This is a genomic window from Allosphingosinicella sp. (genome assembly GCF_035626655.1).
GTDB lineage: Bacteria > Pseudomonadota > Alphaproteobacteria > Sphingomonadales > Sphingomonadaceae > Allosphingosinicella.
Genome location: NZ_DASPNF010000014.1, coordinates 36,262 through 54,975 on the forward strand (window position 1 = coordinate 36,262; position 18,714 = coordinate 54,975).

Annotated in this window: 16 protein-coding genes; 13 read left to right on the forward strand and 3 right to left on the reverse strand. The window is 70.6% G+C overall.

Going from position 1 to position 18,714, the window contains the following annotated elements:
• Positions 1-44: 44 nt before the first annotated feature.
• The 5 genes from VEC11_RS13340 to addB all read left to right on the forward strand — a co-directional run bounded on the left by VEC11_RS13340 (position 45) and on the right by addB (position 7,679).
• Positions 45-2,438: a sensor histidine kinase gene (locus VEC11_RS13340; RefSeq protein ID WP_464132146.1), complete on the forward strand. Its 2,394-nt coding sequence runs from the start codon at positions 45-47 to the stop codon at positions 2,436-2,438.
• Entirely contained in the window at positions 2,435-2,869 is a 435-nt protein-coding gene (gene tsaE / locus VEC11_RS13345) for a tRNA (adenosine(37)-N6)-threonylcarbamoyltransferase complex ATPase subunit type 1 TsaE (RefSeq protein WP_464132149.1), read from the forward strand. Before VEC11_RS13340 ends, tsaE begins: the two co-directional genes overlap by 4 nt.
• Complete coding sequence (locus tag VEC11_RS13350; RefSeq protein ID WP_464132153.1) at positions 2,866-3,858, forward strand: aminoglycoside phosphotransferase family protein; 993 nt, start codon at positions 2,866-2,868, stop codon at positions 3,856-3,858. Before tsaE ends, VEC11_RS13350 begins: the two co-directional genes overlap by 4 nt.
• Entirely contained in the window at positions 3,855-4,619 is a 765-nt protein-coding gene (locus tag VEC11_RS13355; RefSeq protein ID WP_464132157.1) for a nucleotidyltransferase family protein, read from the forward strand. Before VEC11_RS13350 ends, VEC11_RS13355 begins: the two co-directional genes overlap by 4 nt.
• A gap of 105 nt (positions 4,620-4,724) precedes the next feature.
• Positions 4,725-7,679: a double-strand break repair protein AddB gene (gene addB, locus VEC11_RS13360; protein WP_464132159.1), complete on the forward strand. Its 2,955-nt coding sequence runs from the start codon at positions 4,725-4,727 to the stop codon at positions 7,677-7,679.
• Here addB and VEC11_RS13365 read toward each other — a convergent pair.
• Complete coding sequence (locus tag VEC11_RS13365) at positions 7,669-8,439, reverse strand: sulfite exporter TauE/SafE family protein (RefSeq protein WP_464132161.1); 771 nt, start codon at positions 8,437-8,439, stop codon at positions 7,669-7,671. The two genes, addB and VEC11_RS13365, sit on opposite strands and share 11 nt — an antisense overlap.
• 169 nt (positions 8,440-8,608) lie before the next feature.
• Between VEC11_RS13365 and VEC11_RS13370 the strand changes: the two genes are divergently transcribed.
• Entirely contained in the window at positions 8,609-9,559 is a 951-nt protein-coding gene (locus VEC11_RS13370; RefSeq protein WP_464132163.1) for a PilZ domain-containing protein, read from the forward strand.
• Positions 9,560-9,576: 17 nt separating this feature from the next.
• On the opposite strand, the gene VEC11_RS13375 is transcribed toward VEC11_RS13370, so the two are convergent.
• Together VEC11_RS13375 and VEC11_RS13380 are read right to left on the reverse strand one after the other, a co-directional pair.
• Complete coding sequence (locus VEC11_RS13375; RefSeq protein WP_464132165.1) at positions 9,577-9,762, reverse strand: hypothetical protein; 186 nt, start codon at positions 9,760-9,762, stop codon at positions 9,577-9,579.
• Between the two features lie 123 nt (positions 9,763-9,885).
• The gene (locus VEC11_RS13380) at positions 9,886-10,281 is read right to left on the reverse strand and encodes a twin-arginine translocation signal domain-containing protein (RefSeq protein WP_464132169.1); all 396 of its coding nucleotides are present in this window, start codon (positions 10,279-10,281) and stop codon (positions 9,886-9,888) included.
• A 237-nt stretch (positions 10,282-10,518) separates the two neighbouring features.
• On the opposite strand from VEC11_RS13380, the gene VEC11_RS13385 reads away from it, so the two are divergent.
• From VEC11_RS13385 to secA, 7 genes are all read left to right on the forward strand, one after another.
• A complete protein-coding gene (locus tag VEC11_RS13385) occupies positions 10,519-11,079 on the forward strand; it encodes a methylated-DNA--[protein]-cysteine S-methyltransferase (protein WP_464132173.1) in 561 nt (186 codons plus the stop codon).
• 12 nt (positions 11,080-11,091) lie between these two features.
• Complete coding sequence (locus VEC11_RS13390; RefSeq protein WP_464132178.1) at positions 11,092-11,214, forward strand: hypothetical protein; 123 nt, start codon at positions 11,092-11,094, stop codon at positions 11,212-11,214.
• A 67-nt stretch (positions 11,215-11,281) separates the two neighbouring features.
• Positions 11,282-14,680 carry a double-strand break repair helicase AddA gene (gene addA, locus VEC11_RS13395; RefSeq protein WP_464132180.1) on the forward strand — a complete coding sequence of 1,133 codons (3,399 nt, stop codon included), beginning with the start codon at positions 11,282-11,284 and terminating at the stop codon, positions 14,678-14,680.
• A 52-nt stretch (positions 14,681-14,732) separates the two neighbouring features.
• Positions 14,733-15,077 carry a thioredoxin gene (gene trxA, locus VEC11_RS13400; RefSeq protein ID WP_464132182.1) on the forward strand — a complete coding sequence of 115 codons (345 nt, stop codon included), beginning with the start codon at positions 14,733-14,735 and terminating at the stop codon, positions 15,075-15,077.
• Positions 15,078-15,109: 32 nt separating this feature from the next.
• Complete coding sequence (locus VEC11_RS13405) at positions 15,110-15,454, forward strand: thioredoxin family protein (RefSeq protein WP_464132185.1); 345 nt, start codon at positions 15,110-15,112, stop codon at positions 15,452-15,454.
• 78 nt (positions 15,455-15,532) lie between these two features.
• Positions 15,533-15,781 carry a hypothetical protein gene (locus tag VEC11_RS13410; protein ID WP_464132187.1) on the forward strand — a complete coding sequence of 83 codons (249 nt, stop codon included), beginning with the start codon at positions 15,533-15,535 and terminating at the stop codon, positions 15,779-15,781.
• A 106-nt stretch (positions 15,782-15,887) separates the two neighbouring features.
• On the forward strand, positions 15,888-18,614 hold the full coding sequence (secA, locus tag VEC11_RS13415) for a preprotein translocase subunit SecA (protein WP_464132189.1): 2,727 nt from the start codon (positions 15,888-15,890) through the stop codon (positions 18,612-18,614).
• Positions 18,615-18,714 lie beyond the last annotated feature (100 nt).

Below are 18,714 nucleotides of genomic sequence, written 5' to 3' on the forward strand. Positions count from 1 at the left end.
CGGCCGGACTTCCGCTTGCCCCTCGCGGCGTTTAGACAGGCGCGATGCCGGCCCCCTCACTGCTTCTTCTGATCCTCGTCGCCCTGGTCGCCGGCGCCTGGCTCGCCGCCGCCTTCTGGCTGACGCGCCGCGCCTGGCACGCGGCGCAGCGGGCGGAGGCGGTTGCCGGCGAGAGCGAGCGGCTCGCCTCCCTGCTCGAAGCCGGGCCGGCCATGGCTCTGATCGTCGCTGCGGACGGCAGCATTGCCGGCTCGCCCCGGCTGGCGGGCGCGCTCGGCCTCGCCGCGCTGCCGGCGCGCTGGATGGGCCTGTTCGGCGAGGACGCGCCCTTCGCCGCGGACGCGGCGGCCGGACTCGGCGGCCATGTCGCCGACGCGGCGGCGGGCGGCAGCTTCACCCTGACCCTGCGCCCGGCCGGCTCGACGCGCAGCTTCCGGGTCGACGGCGGCCCGGCGCCGGCCGGTCATGGCGAGCGCGCCGTCCTGCTCTGGTTCATCGACGTGACCGAAGCCGAGGAGGCGTCGGCGGCGCTCGCCGGCCGGCTCGAGCGGCGCTCGGCCGCGCTCGACGCTCTGTCCGGCCTGCTCGAGGCCGCGCCGTTCCCGATGTGGCACCGCGGTCCGGACCTGAAGCTCGCCATGGTGAACGGCGCCTATGTCCGGGCGGTCGAGGGCGAGGACGCCGGCGACGTGATCCGGGCGGGAATCGAGCTGACCGACGATACCGACGGGCTCGGCCCGGAAGCGGCGGCGGCGCGGGTCCGCGACGGGCAGGAGGCGGTGATCCGCACCGTCCCGGCCACCATCTCGGGCGAGCGGCGGATGATGCAGGTGGTCGAGGTGCCGCTCGGCCAGGGCGGCGTCGCCGGCTATGCGATCGACGTCGAGGACCAGGAGCAGGCGCGCGTCGACCTGAACCGCTTCGTCCGCGCCCAGCGCGACATGCTCGACCGGCTTTCCGCCGGCGTGGCCCAGTTCGGCCGGGACCGCAGCCTGATCTTCTTCAACCAGCCCTTCGCCCGGCTCTTCTCGCTGACGCCGGACTTCCTCGCCGACCGGCCCGAATTCGACCGGGTGATCGATGCGATGCGCGAGGCGGGGAACCTGCCCGAGGTCCGCGACTTCCCGGACTGGAAGGAGGAGCACCGCCAGTGGTTCACCTCGGGCCTGGCGGCGGAGGAGGAGGACTGGCTGCTGCCCGGCGGCAATCATCTGCGCGTCGTCGCCCAGCCTTTGCCCGACGGCGGCCTGCTCACCATCTTCGAGGACCGGACCGAGCAGATCCAGCTCGCCTCCGCCCGCGACACCCTGCTGCGCGTGCGCACCGCCACCTTTGACAATCTGTTCGAGGCGGTCGGCGTGTTCGCGGCCGACGGCCGGCTCAACCTCTGGAACAACCGCTTCAAGGAATTGTGGGGTCTGGAGGAGGAGCAGCTCGCCGGCCATCCGCGCGTCGACGCGCTCACGCCTTTGCTCGCACCGAAGCTGAAGCGCGCCAGCCATGCCGGCCTGGTCCGCGAGCTGGTCCGCAGCGCCACCGTCGAGCGCAAGCAGCGCAGCGGCCGCGTGGCGCTCGTCGACGGGCGGGAGTTCGAGTTTGCCGCGGTGCCACTGCCTGACGGCAATGCGCTCTTCATCATGCTCGACATCACCGACAGCCGGAAGGTCGAGGCGGCGCTGCGCGAGCGCACCGAGGCGCTGGAGGAGGCGGACCGGCTGAAGACCGCCTTCGTCTCCAACATGAGCTACGAGCTGCGCACCCCCCTGACCTCGATCGGCGGCTTCGCGGAGATGCTGGCCGAGGGCTATGGCGGCGCGCTGCCGCCCGTGGCCACCGAATATGTGACGGCGATCCTCGACAGCGTCGTCCGTCTCGGCGCGCTGATCGACAATGTGCTCGACCTCACCCAGAGCGAGACCGGCAGCCTGCTGCTTGCCGAGGACGAGGTCGATCTCGCTTTGCTCTGCACCGACATTGCCGGGCCCGTCGAGCAGGCGGCGGTGCGCGGCGGCATCACCTTCGTCGCCGAGATCGAGCCCGAGGTCGGGATTGTCACCGGCGATCCGCGCCGGCTCGGCCAGGCGCTCGGCAATATCCTCAAGAACGCCATTTCCTACACCCAGGCGGGCGGCCGCATCCTGCTCCGTGCCGAAGGCGACCGCGACGAGGCGCGGATCATCGTCTCCGACAATGGCGCCGGCATCGCCCCGGCCGACCAGGCGCGGGTGTTCGACCGCTTCAGCCGCACCGTCGAGGGGCGCACCGGCGAGGAGGCGGCGGTCGGCCTCGGCCTGCCGCTCGCCAAGCAGTTCGTAGAGGCGCATGGCGGCTCGATCGCGCTGCAGTCCGCGGTCGGGGAGGGGACGACGGTCACCATCCGGCTGCCGCGCACCGCCGAGCAGCAGGCCGACTGGCCGGTACCGCAGGTCGCGGAATGATCCTGCTGCCGGATGCGGAAGCGACCGAACGTCTCGGCCACGCCCTCGCCGCGCAACTCCGCGCCGGCGACGCGGTTGCCCTGTTCGGGACGCTCGGCGCGGGCAAGACCACCCTGGCGCGGGGCGTGCTGCGCGGGCTCGGTTTCGCCGGCGACGTGGCGAGCCCGACCTTCCCGATCGTGCAGGTCTACGACACCGTGCCGCCGCTCTGGCACGTCGATCTCTACCGGATAGAGCATGAGGAGGAGCTTGCCGAGCTCGGCCTGGACGACGCCCGGATCGACGCGGTGCTTCTGATCGAATGGCCCGAGCGGCTGCCCCGGCTTTGGGACGATTGCCTGCGGCTCAGCCTTGCGATCCGGCCGGACGGCGCGCGCGCCTTGACAGCTGAGGTGCCGCCCGCTTGGGGAGGCCGATGGCCGCCCCCATGATTCCCCCCCCTGAAGCGCCCGAATTCCTTGCCGGACTCGGCTGGGGCGATTGCGAGATCAGGCCGCTGGCCGGCGATGCCAGCTTCCGGCGCTATTTCCGGGTCGTCGGCGCGGGGCGCCGTGCCGTGCTCATGGACGCGCCGCCGCCCCACGAGGATCCGCGGCCGTTCATCGCCGTCGCCGAATGGCTGGGCGGCGCCGGCCTCTCGGCGCCGACTATAATCGGCCGGGATCTCGACCGCGGCCTGCTGCTGATCGACGATTTCGGCGACGACCGCCTCCGCGAGGCGCTCGATGTGGCGCTGGACCGGGAAACGGCGCTGTACGAGGCCGCCACGGATTTGCTCGTCCATCTGCATCGCCAGCCGCCCATGCCGGGCCTGAGGCCGCACGGGCTCGACGAATGGCTGTCCGAGCTTCACCTGTTCACCAACTGGTATTGTCCCACCTTCGGCATCGAGCCCGACATGCCGGGTTGGGAGGCCGCGTGGACCGAGGTGCTCGCGCCGGTCGCCGCCGACGGTCTCGGCCCCGTGACGGTGCTGCGCGACTATCATGCGGAGAATATCATGCTGATCGCCGGACGCGACGGCATCGCCCGTCTCGGCCTGCTCGACTTTCAGGACGCCGTCTCCGGCCACCCGGCCTACGACCTGGTCTCCATCCTCGAGGATGCGCGGCGCGACGTCACCCCTTCGGTCGAGCGGGCGATGATCGATCGCTATTTGAGGGCCACGGGGCAAGGTCCTGACTTCGAACGCGCTTATTGGGCGCTCGCCGCGCAGCGCAACACCCGCATCCTCGGCGTCTTCACGCGCTTGTGGAAGCGCGACGGCAAGCCCGGCTACCGCAAGTTCCAGCCGCGCATGTGGGGGCTGCTCGAACGTGACCTGGTGCAGCCGTCGCTGGCTCCGGTCCGCGCCTGGTTCGATACCCATATCCCTGAAGCGGCGCGCGCCGCCCCCTGGCTCGAGGAGATCGCGGCATGAGCCGCTACAGGAAACCCCTGGCCCTCCGGCCGGATCCGGAGGCGGCGGTGCCGAGGACCGCGATGGTGATGGCGGCCGGGCTCGGCAAGCGCATGCGGCCGCTGACCGCGACCCGGCCCAAGCCGCTGGTGACCGTGGCCGGAGTCACCCTGATCGATCATTGCCTGGACCATCTGAAAGCGGCCGGCGTCCGAAAGGCCGTGGTCAACGTCCACTATCTCGCTCCACAGCTGGAGGCGCATCTCAAGAACCGCGTGAAGGATATTGAGATCATTGTCTCCGACGAGCGCAAGCAATTGCTCGAAACCGGCGGCGGCGTGGTCAAGGCCTTGCCCCTGATCGACGCCGATCCGTTCCTCGTCATCAATGCCGACAATTTCTGGGTGGACGGGCCGGTGGACACGCTGCGCCTGCTCGCCTCGCACTGGAACGACGCGACCATGGACGCGCTGCTGCTCGTCGTCCCCCATGCCCGCGCCAATTGCCATCGCGGCCGCGGCGACTTCCACATGAACGCCCAGGGCGCGCTCAGGCGCCGCAAGCCCAATGGCGTGGCGCCCTTCGTTTACACCGGGATTCAAATGGTTTCGAAGCGGCTGTTCGAAGGCGACGTGCCGGAGGGGCCCTTCTCGACCAACCTGCTCTGGAACCGGGCGATCGCGGCCGGGCGCTGCTTTGGCGCGGTCCATCAGGGCCTGTGGTTCGACATCGGCCAGCCGGAGAATATCGCGGTGACCGAGGCGCTGCTGGAAGCGGCTTAGGCCAGGTTCTCGTCATTCCAGCGAAAGCTGGAATCCCTTTGCCTTCAGGAAGTGAGTTTCCAGCTTTCGCTGGAATGACGGTTGGGTGCCGTTTAGCCTGACCGCGTGACGCCGAAGGTCTTCACCATTCCGCCCCACCGTGCTTTCGCGGATGCGCTCGCCGCGGGTCTGATCGCGCAGCATGGCCGCGCCGTCACCGGCCTTGCCCAAGGCATCGTGCTGGTGCCGAACAATCGCGCGGCGCGGGCGATCCAGGACGCCTTCGTCCGGCGCTCGGGCGGCGGGCTGCTGCTGCCGCGGCTGGTGCCGGTCGGCGATCCGGCGCTCGACGAGAGGATCGGCGGCATGCTGGAGCCGCTGGACGGCGCGCCGGTGCCGCCCGCGATCGAGCCGGCCCGGCGGCTGATGCTGCTCGCCCGCCTCGTCCAGCGCCACCGCTCATGCGACGCCGCCGAGGCGCTGCGGCTTGCCGGGGAACTGGGCCGGACGCTCGACCAGCTGCTGATCGAGGAGGTGGAGCCGGCGCGGCTCCGCGGCTTCGCGCAGGACCTCCCCGATCTCTCCATCCACTGGCAGAAATCGCTCGACCAGCTCCAGCTCATCCTCGCCGACTGGCCGGCGGAGCTGGCGCGGCTCGGCCGGCTCGACCTCGCTGCGCGGCGCAACCGCCTGCTCGATGCCGTCGCCGCGCGCTGGCGCTCCCGGCCCCCGGCCGGTTTCGTCTGTGCGGCTGGCATCACCACTTCAGCGCCGGCCGTCGCCCGCCTGCTCGCCGCCGTCGCGCGGCTGGAGCAGGGGTCGGTGGTGCTCCCCGGGCTCGATCTCGCCATGCCGGAGGGCGAATGGCGCGCGCTCGGCCCCCACGATGCGGACGAGTCGACCGGCCGCCGCCGGCCGTCGCTCGAGACCCATCCGCAATTCCACCTGAAGCTGCTGCTCGACCGGATGGGCGTCGGCCGCGGCGAGGTCATGCGCTGGTGGCGGGGCGGCGGCAGGGACGCGCCCGCCGCGCGCAGCCGCGCCATCGCCCATGCCATGGCGCCGCCCGCTTTCACCAGCAAATGGCAGGCGCTGAACGCCGCCGAGCGCCGGCTGACCGGCGTCCGCGCGCTCGAGCTGGCCGATCCGGCCGAGGAGGCGCAGGCGATTGCGCTGGCGCTGCGCGAGGCGCTGGAGGAACCGGCCCGGACCGCCGCGCTGGTGACCCCCGACCGCAACCTCGCCCGCCGGGTCTCGGCGCATCTGCGCCGCTGGGGGATCGAGGCCGACGATTCGGCCGGCCGCCCGCTGTCACAGACGCCGCCCGGGACCCTGCTGCTCGCCGCCGCCAGCGCCGCCGCCGAACGCTTCGCGCCGGTGGCGCTGCTCGCCTTCCTCAAGCATCCCCTGGTCATGGCCGGCGGCGACCGGCTCGGCTGGCTCGACGGCGTGCGCCTGCTCGACCTGGCGCTGCGCGGGCCGCGCCCGCCCGCCGGCCTTGACGGGATCGCCGCCCGGCTCGCCGAGGGCGACGACCGGACCGCGCGCCTGCGCGCGGAGGCGGCGCGCTGGTGGGCAGGGGCCGTCCCCCTGCTCGCGCCGCTGGAGCAGGCGGCGGAGACGGCCGCCAGCCTGGCCGACCTGCTCGCCGCGCTCCGCACCGCGGTGACGGCTTTGGCCGGCGACGCGGCCTGGGCGCGGCCCGAGGGGCGGGCGGCGGCGCAGATGCTCGCCGATTACGAGCTGGCGGCGGCGCAGGGGCCCGAGCGCGTGCAGGCGGCGGAGCTTCCGGCCCTGCTCGATTCGCTGCTCGCCGCCGAGGCGGTGCGCCCGCCCTATGGCCAGCATCCGCGCCTGTTCATCTGGGGTCTGCTCGAGGCCCGGTTGCAGCATGCGGACCTGCTCGTGCTCGGCGGCCTCAACGAGGGCACCTGGCCCGCTCTGCCCGCGCCCGACCCCTGGCTGGCGCCGCGGCTCCGCGCCGAGCTCGGCCTGCCCTCGCTGGAGCGGCGGATCGGCCTTGCCGCGCACGATTTCGCCTCCGCGCTGGGCGCCCCGCGCGTGCTCGTCACCCGCGCCCGCCGCGACGCCCGCGCTCCCGCCATCGCGTCGCGCTTCTGGCTCAGGCTGGAAGCGATGACGGGCGGCCTCACCCGCGCGCCCGCGCTTCGCAAATGGGCGGAGGCGATCGACCGGCCGGCGGGCCATCGGCCCGCGAATCGTCCGGCGCCTTCACCTGACAGCGCCGAGCGACCGCGCACCATCTCGGTCACCGAGGTCGACCGGCTGAAGGCCGATCCCTATGCCTTCTACGCCCGCAAGCTGCTGAACCTGATGGCGCTCGATCCGGTCGACGCCGATCCCACCGCGGCCTGGCGCGGCAGCGCCGTACACGAGGTGCTCGAGGCCTGGATGAAGGAGGACGAGTGCGACCCGGCGAAGCTGCGCGCCCGCGCCGACGCGTTGCTGGAGGCGCAGGAAGCGCACCCCTTGATGCGCGCGCTCTGGCAGCCTCTGCTCAGCGAGGCGATCGACTTCATTGCCGGCCAGGTCGAGGCCAACCAGAAGGAAGGCCGCCGCCCGCTCGCCGCCGAGCGCTGGGGTGCGATCGAGATTGCCGGGGTGAAGCTCGGCGGCAAGTTCGACCGGGTCGACCGGATGGCGGACGGCGGCCTCGCCATCGTCGATTACAAGACCGGCCAGCCGCCGCAGAAGAAGGCGGTCGGCGCCGGTTATTCGCTGCAGCTCGGCCTGCTCGGCCTGATCGCGGAGCAAGGCGGCTTCGAGGGGATAGACGGCGCCGCCGCCTGCTTCGAATATTGGTCGCTGGCGCGCGCGCCTTCCGGCGAGCGGGCGGGGCAGCGCGGCTATGTCGCCAGCCCGATCGGCGGCCGGAACGGGCTGGACGCGGCGGATTTCACCGCGCTCGCCGCCGCCCATTTCATCGCCGCGGCAGAGAGCTGGCTGACCGGCAGCGAGCCGTTCACCGCCAAGCTCCACCCCGAATATGCGCCGTATGGCGATTACGACCAGCTGATGCGGCTCGACGAATGGTATGGCCGCGAGGACCTCAGCCCCTGAGCGAGGTGTAGATCCCGTAGGCGCTGGTCAGGATCAGCACGATGCTGACCAGGATCAGCAGCGGCCGCGTCGGCAGCCTCTTGGCGACCAAAGCCCCGACCGGTGCGGCCGCCAGCCCGCCGATCAGCAACCCCGCCATCGCCGTCGTGAAAGCCTCGGCCTTGAGCGAGACCAGGAAGGTCGCTGAAATGGTCAGCGCGATGAAGAATTCGGCGGTGTTGACCGTGCCGATCACCTTCCTCGGATGCGCGCCTTGGGCAAGCAGGTTCGAGGTCACCACCGGTCCCCAGCCGCCGCCGCCCGCGGCGTCGAGGAAGCCGCCGACCAGGCCGAGCGGTTCGACCAGCCGCGGATTCTTGTGCCTTTGCTGGTGCCGGATCGCGCGCCAGAGCAGGTAGAAACCGATCGCAGTCAGATAGGAGAGCACGAAGGGCCGCGCCGTCGCCGCCGAGATCTGGGTCAGGACATAGGCGCCGAGCACGCCGCCGATGATCCCGGGGATGACGATCCGGCGGAACAGCCGCCAGTTCACATTGCCGTGGATCGTGTGGCTGATCCCCGAGGCGCCGGTCGTGAACACCTCCACCGCGTGGACGCTGGCCGAGGCGACTGCCGGATCGACGCCGCGGCTGACGAGCAGGGTCGTCGAGATCACCCCGAAGGCCATGCCGAGCGCGCCGTCCACGAGCTGCGCGGCAAATCCCACCAGGATGAAGGGCAGGATCTCGGCGAGATGCAGTTCGGGCAAGCAGGACTCCATCGACGCCGGACGGCGAATCTGTTGTCCCCATAGAGATGCGCCGGGCCGGTGCAAATATCCGCTTCGCCGCGCATCTTTCGGCGCAGGCTTAGGGAAACGTAAACCTCCGGGGGCGGAAACTACGCGCAACAGGGCAATGGGGCGGCCCATCGGCAAGGAACGATTGCGCGTGGAAACCATCTACTCCCTGTCCGGCGACGTGCCGCCGGTGGACGATGTCGCCGGGGCGGACACCGCCGATTTCTGGCCCGGCGCGCTCACCGTGGGCTCGATCCGCCAGGTCTGCTCGATCCGCAAACTCTCCGCGGGCGGCGCCATCGTCCAGGTCGACGGGCCGGTCATTCCCGGCGAGCGGCTGGATCTCGAGCTGATGACCGGCGAGCAACTGGGCGGCACGATCGCCTGGCAGCGCGGCAGCGAGGTCGCCCTGCGCTTCGACGAGCCGATCGACGTCTTCGCGGTGATCGCGCAGGACATCGTCTCGCAGCCCGGCGAGCGCCGCCGCATGCCGCGCGTCGAGCTCGTCGTCCAGGCCCTGCTCGAGACGCAGCAGGGCACCGAGCTGGTCACCACCCGCGACATCTCGCAGGGCGGCGCCAAGCTCGACGTCCCGTTCCAGCTCAAGGTCGAGGAGCGCGTGCTGATCACGCTCGACGGCCTGCCGCCGCAGCCCGGCGTCGTGCGCTGGTCGACCGACCATGTCGCCGGCATCGCCTTCCTGCCCGAATTGCGCTGGCAGGAGCTGATGGTCTGGCTGAAGGAAAGGCGCCGCAGGAAGCGCGAGGCGCCGCTGGCCGCGCCCGAGCCGGCCGCGCCGCCGCCGGTCCCGGAGCCCGAGCAGGAGGAGGGCATCCAGCTCAACCTGCCGGCACGGGTGCGCGAGGGCACGCGCCGCTGGTCGATCGACGTCAACTCGATCACGACGCGGACCGTAAGCTTCGACAGCTTCGCCGCGCTCGGCATGGGCTCGTTGCTGTGGATCGTGCTGCCGGGCCTCGAAGGCTGGCCGGCGCGGATCGTGGCGGTGAACGGCTATCGCTTCACCTGCGAATTCACCCAGCCGCTCCATCCCGCGGTGCTGGAGCGCGTGCTGAAGCTGGCGAAGGCGGGCCGGGACTAGGCCCTGAGGGGCGAAGCTCAGCTCCGGCCCGACTTGCGCGACCGATTGGCGTAGAGCAGGGCGGCGACCAAGGCCGCGGAGCCGATCCCGATCGCGGCGCCGGTGATCAGGCGCTTGTTCCGGGCGCTCTTGTCCTTCGCCTGGTCCGCCGCAGCCCTGGCGGCACTCGTCGGATGCTCGGAGTCGCTGTCGTCGTCGGCCATCATGCTCACTCGTCGGTTGCCGGGGCCCGACCCTAGACGCTCGCGCGCGGCAATGCCAAGGGCCGGATGGCAAAAGGGGACGGCAGCCAGGGCCGCCATCCCCTTGATGCGATGCGAAGCAGCCTAGCGGCGTGCGGGGCCGCGTCCGAAATTGGCGCGGTCGGCATAGCGCCCGTTGTCGCCGTCGGTCACGCCGGTCGCCCGGCCGCGGCGCGGGCCGCGTCCGTTGCCGCCCGGATCGCTGTGGTTGCCCGAATCGCCGTCGGTCAGGCCCGAGCGGCCGCAGCGCCGTCCGCGCCCGACGCCGTCCGCATAGCGGCCCGTATCGCGGTCGGTGCAGCCGCCGCAGCGCCGTCCCCGTCCGGCCGGATCGCCATAGCGGCCGCTGTCGGAGTCGCTGCAGCCCTGCATCGCTTCCGCGGGGCCGGTGAGGACGGTCAGCGCCGCGCCGCCCGCGATCGCCCCGCCGGCGACGGTGCCCAGAAAGGAGCGCCGGCTCAATTTGCGTGTGGGTTTCATTGGTCTCTCCCCGCCCGCGGACAGCCCCCGACCCAGGCAGCCTGCAATGGTGTCGGAACCGCGAACGGGCACACACTAGGCGGGCGCGGCGTCCTGTCAAGAAGTTGCGGGACCGTCATGATTACAAGGCAAAAGAGGGAGGTCGCGCTGCCGTTGCTAGCTCCTCGGCCCCGGCGGGGAGTGTTTCACCGCAAAAAGCAGGACGCGCGCGCGGCACTGATCGGCTAAAGTCTCGTCATGGAGAGATCGAGCTTCGCCTTCTTCGACACGCCGCTGGGGCTCTGCGCGATCGTCTGGGACGCGCGCGGCATCACCGGCACGCAATTGCCCGAGGCCGGTCGCGGGGACGCGACCCGGCGCCTTCAGCGGCGCTTTCCCGAGGCGCATAACGGCGCGCCGCCGCCGGCGATCGCGGCAGCGATGGCGCGGATCGCGGCCGCGCTCGGCGGCGCGAAGGACGATTTCGCCGACCTCGCGCTCGACTGGCGGGCGGTGAGCGCCTTCGACCGCGCGGTCTATCAGGAAACGCGGGCGATCCCCGCCGGCGCGACCTCGACCTATGGCGCGATCGCCACCGCGCTCGGCGACGTGCGCCATGCGCGCCGGGTCGGGCAGGCGCTGGGCCGCAATCCCTGGCCGATCGTCATTCCCTGCCATCGGGTGACCGGCGCCGGCGGCTGGATGGGCGGCTTTTCGGCGCCGGGCGGGCAGCGCACCAAGCTCAAGTTGCTCGAGCTGGAGGGCGCGCTCGCCGCCGACTCCCTGCCGCTCTTCGCTTCCTCCAGCCCTGACCCTTGAACTCCTGCCTTAGTGTATTATGTCAGCAATACACAAAGGGCACAGGAGGCTTTCATGGATATCATTCGGCGCATCGAGGTGCGGGACTGGGTCTGCGCGATCATCGGCTTCGTCGCCGGCGCCTGGATTTTCTGAGACGGCCTGCGGCTGCTGACGCCCTGACCCGCCTTGCGCCGGGCCCCGCCCTGCGCGACAGGAGGGGATGGGCCATCGCCTGAAGCCGCTGAAACCGCTCGAAGGCGCGCAGGAACTCGCCTCGCGGCCCGGCGGCCACGCGGCGCTCTCGGCCTCGGCGGGCACGGGCAAGACCCATGTGCTGACCGCGCGGGTGCTGCGGCTGCTGCTCTCGGGCGCGGACCCGGCCTCGATCCTGTGCCTCACCTTCACCAAGGCCGGCGCGGCCGAGATGGCGGGGCGGATCCATCAGCGGCTGGCGCGCTGGGTGCGGCTCAAGGACACCGACCTCGCCGCCGAACTGATCGCGCTTGGCGAGGATCACACCCCGGAGGCCCGTGACCGGGCCCGCACCCTCTTCGCCCGGTTGCTGGATTCCACCGGCGGCGGCCTCCGCGTCCAGACTATCCACGCCTTCGCGCAGAGCCTGCTCGCCGGCTTCCCGTCCGAGGCCGGGCTGGTGCCCGGCTTCCGGCCGCTCGAGGGGCGCGAGGAGCAATTGCTCGCCCGCGCCACGCTCGCCGAGCTGCTTGTCGCGGCGGAGCGGGAAGGCGATCTCGGCCTGATCCGCGACCTGCAGGCGCTGAGCCTCAGGCTGGGCGAGGGCGGGGCCGAGGCCTTCCTGCGCGCATGTGCCCGCGCGCCCGCGGGGATGGCGGCCTTGGGGTCGCGCGAGGGCGTGGAGGCGCGGCTCCGCCACCTGTTCGGCCTGCCGCTCGGCGACGTCGAGGAGGCGATCGCGCGCGAATGCGCGGACGAAGTGTTCGACGTAGCGGCGCTGCGCCGAATCGGCGCGATGAACGCGCAATGGGCGACCAAGGGGGGCAGCGACCGCGCCTCCATATGCGAACAATGGCTTGCCGCGACGCCGACCGAACGCGCGCGCCTGCTGGAGCAACTGCACCGGGTGTGGAGCAAGTCGGACGGCGAGCTCCGCAGCTTCGCCAAGGGCCAGGCGCCGCAGGACCTGGACTATCCGGCATTGGCCGAGGCGGCCTTCCAATGCTGCGGCCGCCTTCTGCTCCTGCGCCGGACCGCGGCGATGGTCGCGCCACTCGCCGCGGGCCTGCGCGCGGGCCAGGCCTATGCCCGCGCCTACGAGGGCGCCAAGCGCGCCGCCGGTCTTGTCGATTTCGACGATTTGATCCGCGAGGCGGAGAAGTTGCTGCTGACCGACGGCATGGGCGACTGGGTGCGCTACAAGCTCGACCAGCAGACCGACCATATCCTCGTCGACGAGGCGCAGGACACGAACACCAGCCAGTGGAACATCGTACGCGCGCTCGCTCTCGAATATTTTGCGGGGGAGGGGGCGGCGCGCGGCCCGCGCACCATCTTCACCGTCGGCGACTACAAGCAGGCGATCTTCGGCTTCCAGGGGACCGATCCGCAGAGCTTCGACGTCGCCCGCGCCTGGTTCGCCCGCGAGGCTGAGGCGGCGGAGCAGGATTTCCTCGACCTCAGCATGGACCGGAGCTTCCGCTCCTCGCCGCCGATCCTCGAAATGGTCGACCGGGTGATGGCAGAGCTCGGTCCTGACGCGCTCGGCCTGCCCGGCGCCGCCAATCCACACGAGAGCAGCCATGTCGGCCGGGGCGGCTCGGTCACGCTCTGGCTGCCGCGCTCGGAAGAGACCGCGGAGGATGCGGGCGAGGAGGGCTGGGTCAGCCCGGCGCGGCAGGAGCTGGCGACGAAGCTCGCCCGTCAGATCCGCGACTGGCTCGACAAGCCCTTCTTCCTCCAATGCCGCGACCGGCCGCTGCGCCCCGAGGACATCCTCATCCTGCTGCGCAGCCGCGGCGAGCTGGCCAGCCTGATCGTCGCGCGGCTGCACGCGCTGGACGTGCCCGTCGCCGGCGTCGACCGGCTCTCGCTCTCCGCGCCGCTCGCCGTCCAGGACCTGCTCGCCGCCGCCCGCTTCGCCGCCCAGCCGCTTGACGACCTCAATCTCGCCAGCCTGCTCGTCTCGCCGCTCATCGGCTGGACCCAGGATGCGCTCTACGACGCCGCCTTCGGCCGCACCGGCGCGCTCTGGCCGCACCTGCGCGCCCGGCAGCCGCCCGACCGCCTGGCCGGGCTGCAGTCGATCCTCGCCATGGCCGATTATGCGCCGCCGCACCCCTTCTTCGAGACCATCCTCTCGGGCCCGCTCGACGGCCGCCGCAAGTTGCTCGAGCGTCTCGGCGCCGAGGCGCGCGATCCGATCGAGGAGCTGCTCTCCTCGGCGCTGGAATTCGAGGGCAATGCCGCCGCCTCGCTCCAGGCCTTTCTCGACTGGTTCGCGCGTGGCGAGGTGGAGATCGTGCGCGATCCCTCGGCGCCGATGGACGCGGTGCGGGTGATGACCGTGCACGGTGCCAAGGGCCTGCAGTCGCCGGTGCTGATCCTCGCCGATGCCTGCGCCGATCCCGACCGCGCCGGCAATCCCGGGCTGCGCCTCGCCGGGCTCTCGCTCGGTGAGGGCGAGCCGTCCGTGCCCGTCTTCCGGCCGAAGAAGGACGAGCTGGCCGAGCCGCTCAGGAGCGAGGTCGAGCGCCAGGACCGGCTCGACCGTGAGGAGCATTGGCGGCTGCTCTACGTCGCGCTGACCCGGGCCGAGGAGCGCCTCTACATCGGCGGCGCGCTCGGCACGCGCGATCGGAACGGCCCGCCCGAGGCGAGCTGGTATGCGGCGGTGGAGAAGGCGCTGGCCGGGCTCGGCGCGGCCTGGGCCGAGGCGCCGCTCTGGGACCGCGCCCTCCGCTTCGGCACGGACGAGGGTCCGCCCCGCGCCATACGCCTGCCGGCGCAGCGCACGGCAACGCTTCCGGACTGGCTGCACCGGCCGGCGCCGGCTGAGGAACGCCCCCCGCGCCCGCTCGCCCCCTCGTCGCTCGGCGAGGACGACGTCGCCGATCCGCCGCCCGGCCCGGCCCAGCGGGCCGCCGCCGAGCGCGGCAAATGGCTGCACGCTCTGTTCGAGCGCCTGCCGGGGGTGGCGCCGGCCGAACGGAAGGCGCTTGCGCTGTCCTGGCTGGAACGTTCGGCCGGCGTCGCGGATGCAGCGCAGCGCGAGGCCCTGGCGGAAGCCGCCTGCGCCGTGATCGCCGACCCGCGCTTCGCCGACCTGTTCGCGCCCGAGGCGCTTGCCGAGGCGCCGATCGCCGCCGTCGTCGCTGGCGGCACCGTGGTCTCGGGCACGGTCGACCGGCTGCTCGTCGCCGACGATCGAATCCTCGTCGCCGATTTCAAGACCGGCCGGAGCGCGCCCGCCGATCCTGGTTCGATCCCGCCCGCCCATCTGCGCCAGATGGCCGCCTATCGCGCGGCCTTGCGCGTCATCTTCCCGGACCGTCAGGTCGAGACGGCCCTGCTCTACACCGCGGCCCCTGTCCTCCATGCCTTGCCCGACGCGCTGCTGGACCCATACATGCCGATCGGTGGTTGAGCAGCGGCGCGCCGCATCCTACATCCGGACCAGCCCTCTCAGGAGACAGTCCATGGCCACCACCTCCGTCACCGATTCCTCTTTCCAGTCCGACGTGCTCGGGGCCGACAAGCCCGTGCTCGTGGACTTCTGGGCGGAATGGTGCGGCCCGTGCCGGATAATCGCGCCGGCGCTCGAGGAACTGAGCGCGGAGCTCGGCGACCGGGTCAATATCGTGAAGCTCAACATCGACGAGAATCCGGAGGCGCCGGGCCGCTACGGCGTGCGCGGCATCCCGACCATGATCCTGTTCAAGGACGGCCAGCCCGCCGCGACCAAGGTCGGAGCCGAGCCGAAGAGCAGGATCCAGGCCTGGCTGGAGGACGCGCTCGCCGGCTCGACCGCCAGCGCCGCCTAGCGTCTCGACCAGCCGGGGGGTCGAATGCCGTCATGGGCGCAGGGATCGTTCGGATCGTCACCGACGCGTCCTTCGAACGCGACGTGCTCGGCGCGCGCCGCCCGGTCCTGCTCGCCTTCGGCGCCCCCTGGTGCGGCCCCTGCCAGCTGCTGAGCCCGGCCCTGCGCGCGCTCGCCGCGACGCATCGCGACCGGCTGGTCGTCGGCAAGCTCGACGTCGACGCCAATCCCGCGACCGCCGACCGCTTCGGGGTCGAGACCTATCCGCTCTGCATCCTGTTCAGGGAAGGCGAGGAGATCGAGCGGCTCGACGGCTATATGCCGCTGCGCAAGATCGAGACCCTGCTGGGGCCGCACCTGCAGACGGCCCTGTCCTGATTTTCCCCACCTTATCGCATGGACATAACTGGACCTTCCCCGCGCGCGCCACTATGTGACGCCGCGATGGAATTCCTGATGATCCTGTCTGCGCTGCTCAGCGCGGTGACCGGCGCCTTCGCCGGCACGCGCCCGGCCGAGGCGCGGCTGCATCAGCCCGCGGCGACGCAGAGCGTGGCCGTGGCGGCGCCGTCGGCGACCGTCGCGGTCCCCGCGGCGCGGCCGACCCAGGCGATTCCAGCGCAGATCGTGCAGGCCGCGCCCGTGCCGGCGCCGGCCGCGCCGCTCCCCTCCGCGCCGGTCGAGACCGACAGGCTGCTCGAATAAGCCGCGCCCCGCGCGCTTTTCCGGCCCGCTTTGGGCCCAGTTGCCTCAGTCTCGTTTCTGTCCCGGCCCGGCGCGGGGCGTATCCATATAGATCAGGATTTCCAGCATGTTCGGTGGGATTGCCAAAGCCATTTTCGGGTCGTCCAACGACCGCTACGTCAAGTCGCTCCGCAAGATCGTGGACAAGATCAACGCCTTCGAGCCCCAGCTCGAGGTGATGACCGACGAGGGGCTGCGCGAGCAGACTCGTCTGTTCAAGGACCGGCTGGAGGCGGGCGAGACGCTCGATGACATCCTCCCCGAGGCCTTCGCCACCGTCCGCGAGGCGGCCAAGCGCACCCTCGGCCAGCGCCATTATGACGTTCAGCTGATCGGCGGCATCGTCCTCCACCGGGGCGAGATCGCCGAGATGCGTACCGGCGAGGGCAAGACCCTGGTCGCGACGCTCGCCGTCTATCTGAACGCGCTCGAAGGGAAGGGCGTCCACGTCGTCACCGTCAACGACTATCTCGCCAAGCGCGACGCGGACTGGATGGGGCAAATCTACCGCTTCCTCGGCCTCACCGTCGGCGTGATCGTCCCGAACCTGCCGGATCACGAGCGCCGCGCCGCCTATTTCTGCGACATCACCTACGGCACCAACAACGAGCTCGGCTTCGACTATCTGCGCGACAACATGAAATATGAGCGCGCGCAGATGGTGCAGCGCCCCTTCAACTTCGCCATTGTCGACGAAGTTGACTCCATCCTGATCGACGAGGCCCGCACCCCGCTCATCATCTCCGGCCCGACCGAGGACAAGTCCGAGCTCTATCTGTCGCTCGACCGGATCGTGAAGGAGATCCCCTCCGACGATTACGAATATGACGAGAAGGACAAGCGCGTCCTCCTGACCGAGGACGGCACCGAGCGGATGGAGCGGCTGCTCGAGGAGCAGGGGCTGCTGATCGGCTCCAACCTCTACGATTACGAGAACACGCAGGTCGTCCATCACCTGAACCAGGCGCTGCGCGCGAACGTCGCCTACAAGCGCGACATCGACTATATCGTGAAGGACGAGAAGGTCATCATCATCGATCCGTTCACGGGCCGCATGATGGACGGCCGGCGCTGGTCCGAAGGCCTGCACCAGGCGGTCGAGGCCAAGGAGGGCGTCGAGATCGAGCCCGAGAACCAGACCCTCGCCTCAATCACCTTCCAGAATTACTTCCGCATGTATCCCAAGCTTTCGGGCATGACCGGCACGGCGGCGACCGAGGCGGCGGAATTCTTCGACATCTACAAGATGAACGTGGTCTCGATCCCGACCAACCTGCCGGTCCGCCGCGCGGACGACGAGGACGAATTCTACAAGAATATGGGCGACAAGTTCGCCGCCATCGTCAAGGCGATCAAGGAGAAGCAGGCGACCGGTCAGCCGATCCTCGTTGGCACCGTCTCGATCGAGAAGTCGGAAATGCTCTCCGACTATCTCAAGAAGGCCAAGGTCAAGCACGAGGTGCTGAATGCCCGCTTCCACGAGAAGGAGGCCCATATCGTGGCGCAGGCGGGCCGGCTGAAGGCCGTCACCATCGCCACCAACATGGCCGGCCGCGGCACCGACATCCAGCTCGGCGGCAATGTCGAGTTCCGCATCGAGGACGAGCTTAAGGATATGGAGCCCGGGCCGAAGCGCGACGCCGCCATCGAGAAGATCCGCCGCGAGGTTGCCGAAGAGAAGGAGAAAGTGATCGCCGCCGGCGGCCTGTTCGTGCTCGGTACCGAGCGGCACGAGAGCCGGCGCATCGACAACCAGCTGCGTGGCCGCTCCGGCCGCCAGGGCGATCCCGGCCTGTCGCGCTTCTACCTGTCGCTCGACGACGATCTGCTGCGCATCTTCGGCTCGCAGACCATGTTCGCGCGCCTGCTCAACAAGAATCTGGAGGACGGCGAGGCGATCATCTCGCCCTGGATCTCCAAGGCGATCGAGACCGCGCAGAAGAAGGTCGAGGCGCGCAATTACGACATCCGCAAGCAGGTCGTCGAATATGACGACGTCATGAACGACCAGCGCAAGGTGATCTACGAGCAGCGCGCCGACATCATGGACGCCGAGACGGTCGGCGAGGTGGTGAGCGACATGCGCGCCGAGACGGTGAACGCGATCGTCGGCGAGGCGATTCCGCCCAACTCCTATCCGGAGCAGTGGGACATCGAGCGGCTGAAGGAGCGGACCGAACGCGTGTTCATGCTCCAGCCCCCCTTCGATGAGTGGGTGAAGGAGGAGTCGGTCGAGCCGGAAATGTTCGTCGAGCGGCTCCAGGCGCTGGTCGACAAGCAGATGGAGGAGAAGGTCGCGGAGGTGCATGCCGAGGACTGGGTCTATTTCGAGAAGCAGATCCTGCTGCAGAGCCTCGACCATCACTGGAAGGAGCATCTGTCGATGCTCGATGCGCTCCGCCAGGTCGTCCATCTCCGGGCCTATGCCCAGAAGAAGCCGATCGACGAGTATAAGCACGAGGCCTTCGCGATGTTCGAGCGGATGCTTGCCGTGATCCGCGAGGACGTCACCGGCGTGCTGGCCCGCGCCCAGATCGCGCCGCAGGACCTGCCGGACCTGCCGGTGCTGCCGTCCTTCCTCACCACCCATATCGATCCGTTCAGCGGCGACGACGACACTGCGGACATCGACGCGGGCACCGGCGCGATCCTCTCGCGGCTGCCGCCGCTGCAGACGCCGCAGCCGGACTATCCGGCGCCGGACGGCGAGGTGATCGCTCCCGCCAGCCGCAACGCGCCCTGCCCATGCGGCTCCGGGCGCAAGTTCAAGCACTGCCACGGCGCGGTGGCGTAACCGCAGCTGTCATTGCGAGGAGCATAATCGACGAAGCAATCCAGACGGCCTCGAAACCGCGCTGGATTGCTTCGCTGCGCTCGCAATGACGAGGTAGGCT

What these genes read in the sequence shown, in the direction of transcription:
- VEC11_RS13410 (WP_464132187.1), top strand. Translation starts at nt 15,533, where the DNA reads ATGATCCTGTCTGCGCTGCTCAGCGCGGTGACCGGCGCCTTCGCCGGC.
- VEC11_RS13375 (WP_464132165.1), bottom strand. Translation starts at nt 9,762, where the DNA reads ATGGCCGACGACGACAGCGACTCCGAGCATCCGACGAGTGCCGCCAGG.
- VEC11_RS13405 (WP_464132185.1), top strand. Translation starts at nt 15,110, where the DNA reads ATGGGCGCAGGGATCGTTCGGATCGTCACCGACGCGTCCTTCGAACGC.
- trxA (WP_464132182.1), top strand. Translation starts at nt 14,733, where the DNA reads ATGGCCACCACCTCCGTCACCGATTCCTCTTTCCAGTCCGACGTGCTC.
- tsaE (WP_464132149.1), top strand. Translation starts at nt 2,435, where the DNA reads ATGATCCTGCTGCCGGATGCGGAAGCGACCGAACGTCTCGGCCACGCC.
- VEC11_RS13365 (WP_464132161.1), bottom strand. Translation starts at nt 8,439, where the DNA reads ATGGAGTCCTGCTTGCCCGAACTGCATCTCGCCGAGATCCTGCCCTTC.
- addA (WP_464132180.1), top strand. Translation starts at nt 11,282, where the DNA reads ATGGGCCATCGCCTGAAGCCGCTGAAACCGCTCGAAGGCGCGCAGGAA.
- VEC11_RS13350 (WP_464132153.1), top strand. Translation starts at nt 2,866, where the DNA reads ATGATTCCCCCCCCTGAAGCGCCCGAATTCCTTGCCGGACTCGGCTGG.
- VEC11_RS13355 (WP_464132157.1), top strand. Translation starts at nt 3,855, where the DNA reads ATGAGCCGCTACAGGAAACCCCTGGCCCTCCGGCCGGATCCGGAGGCG.
- VEC11_RS13385 (WP_464132173.1), top strand. Translation starts at nt 10,519, where the DNA reads ATGGAGAGATCGAGCTTCGCCTTCTTCGACACGCCGCTGGGGCTCTGC.
- secA (WP_464132189.1), top strand. Translation starts at nt 15,888, where the DNA reads ATGTTCGGTGGGATTGCCAAAGCCATTTTCGGGTCGTCCAACGACCGC.
- VEC11_RS13340 (WP_464132146.1), top strand. Translation starts at nt 45, where the DNA reads ATGCCGGCCCCCTCACTGCTTCTTCTGATCCTCGTCGCCCTGGTCGCC.
- VEC11_RS13380 (WP_464132169.1), bottom strand. Translation starts at nt 10,281, where the DNA reads ATGAAACCCACACGCAAATTGAGCCGGCGCTCCTTTCTGGGCACCGTC.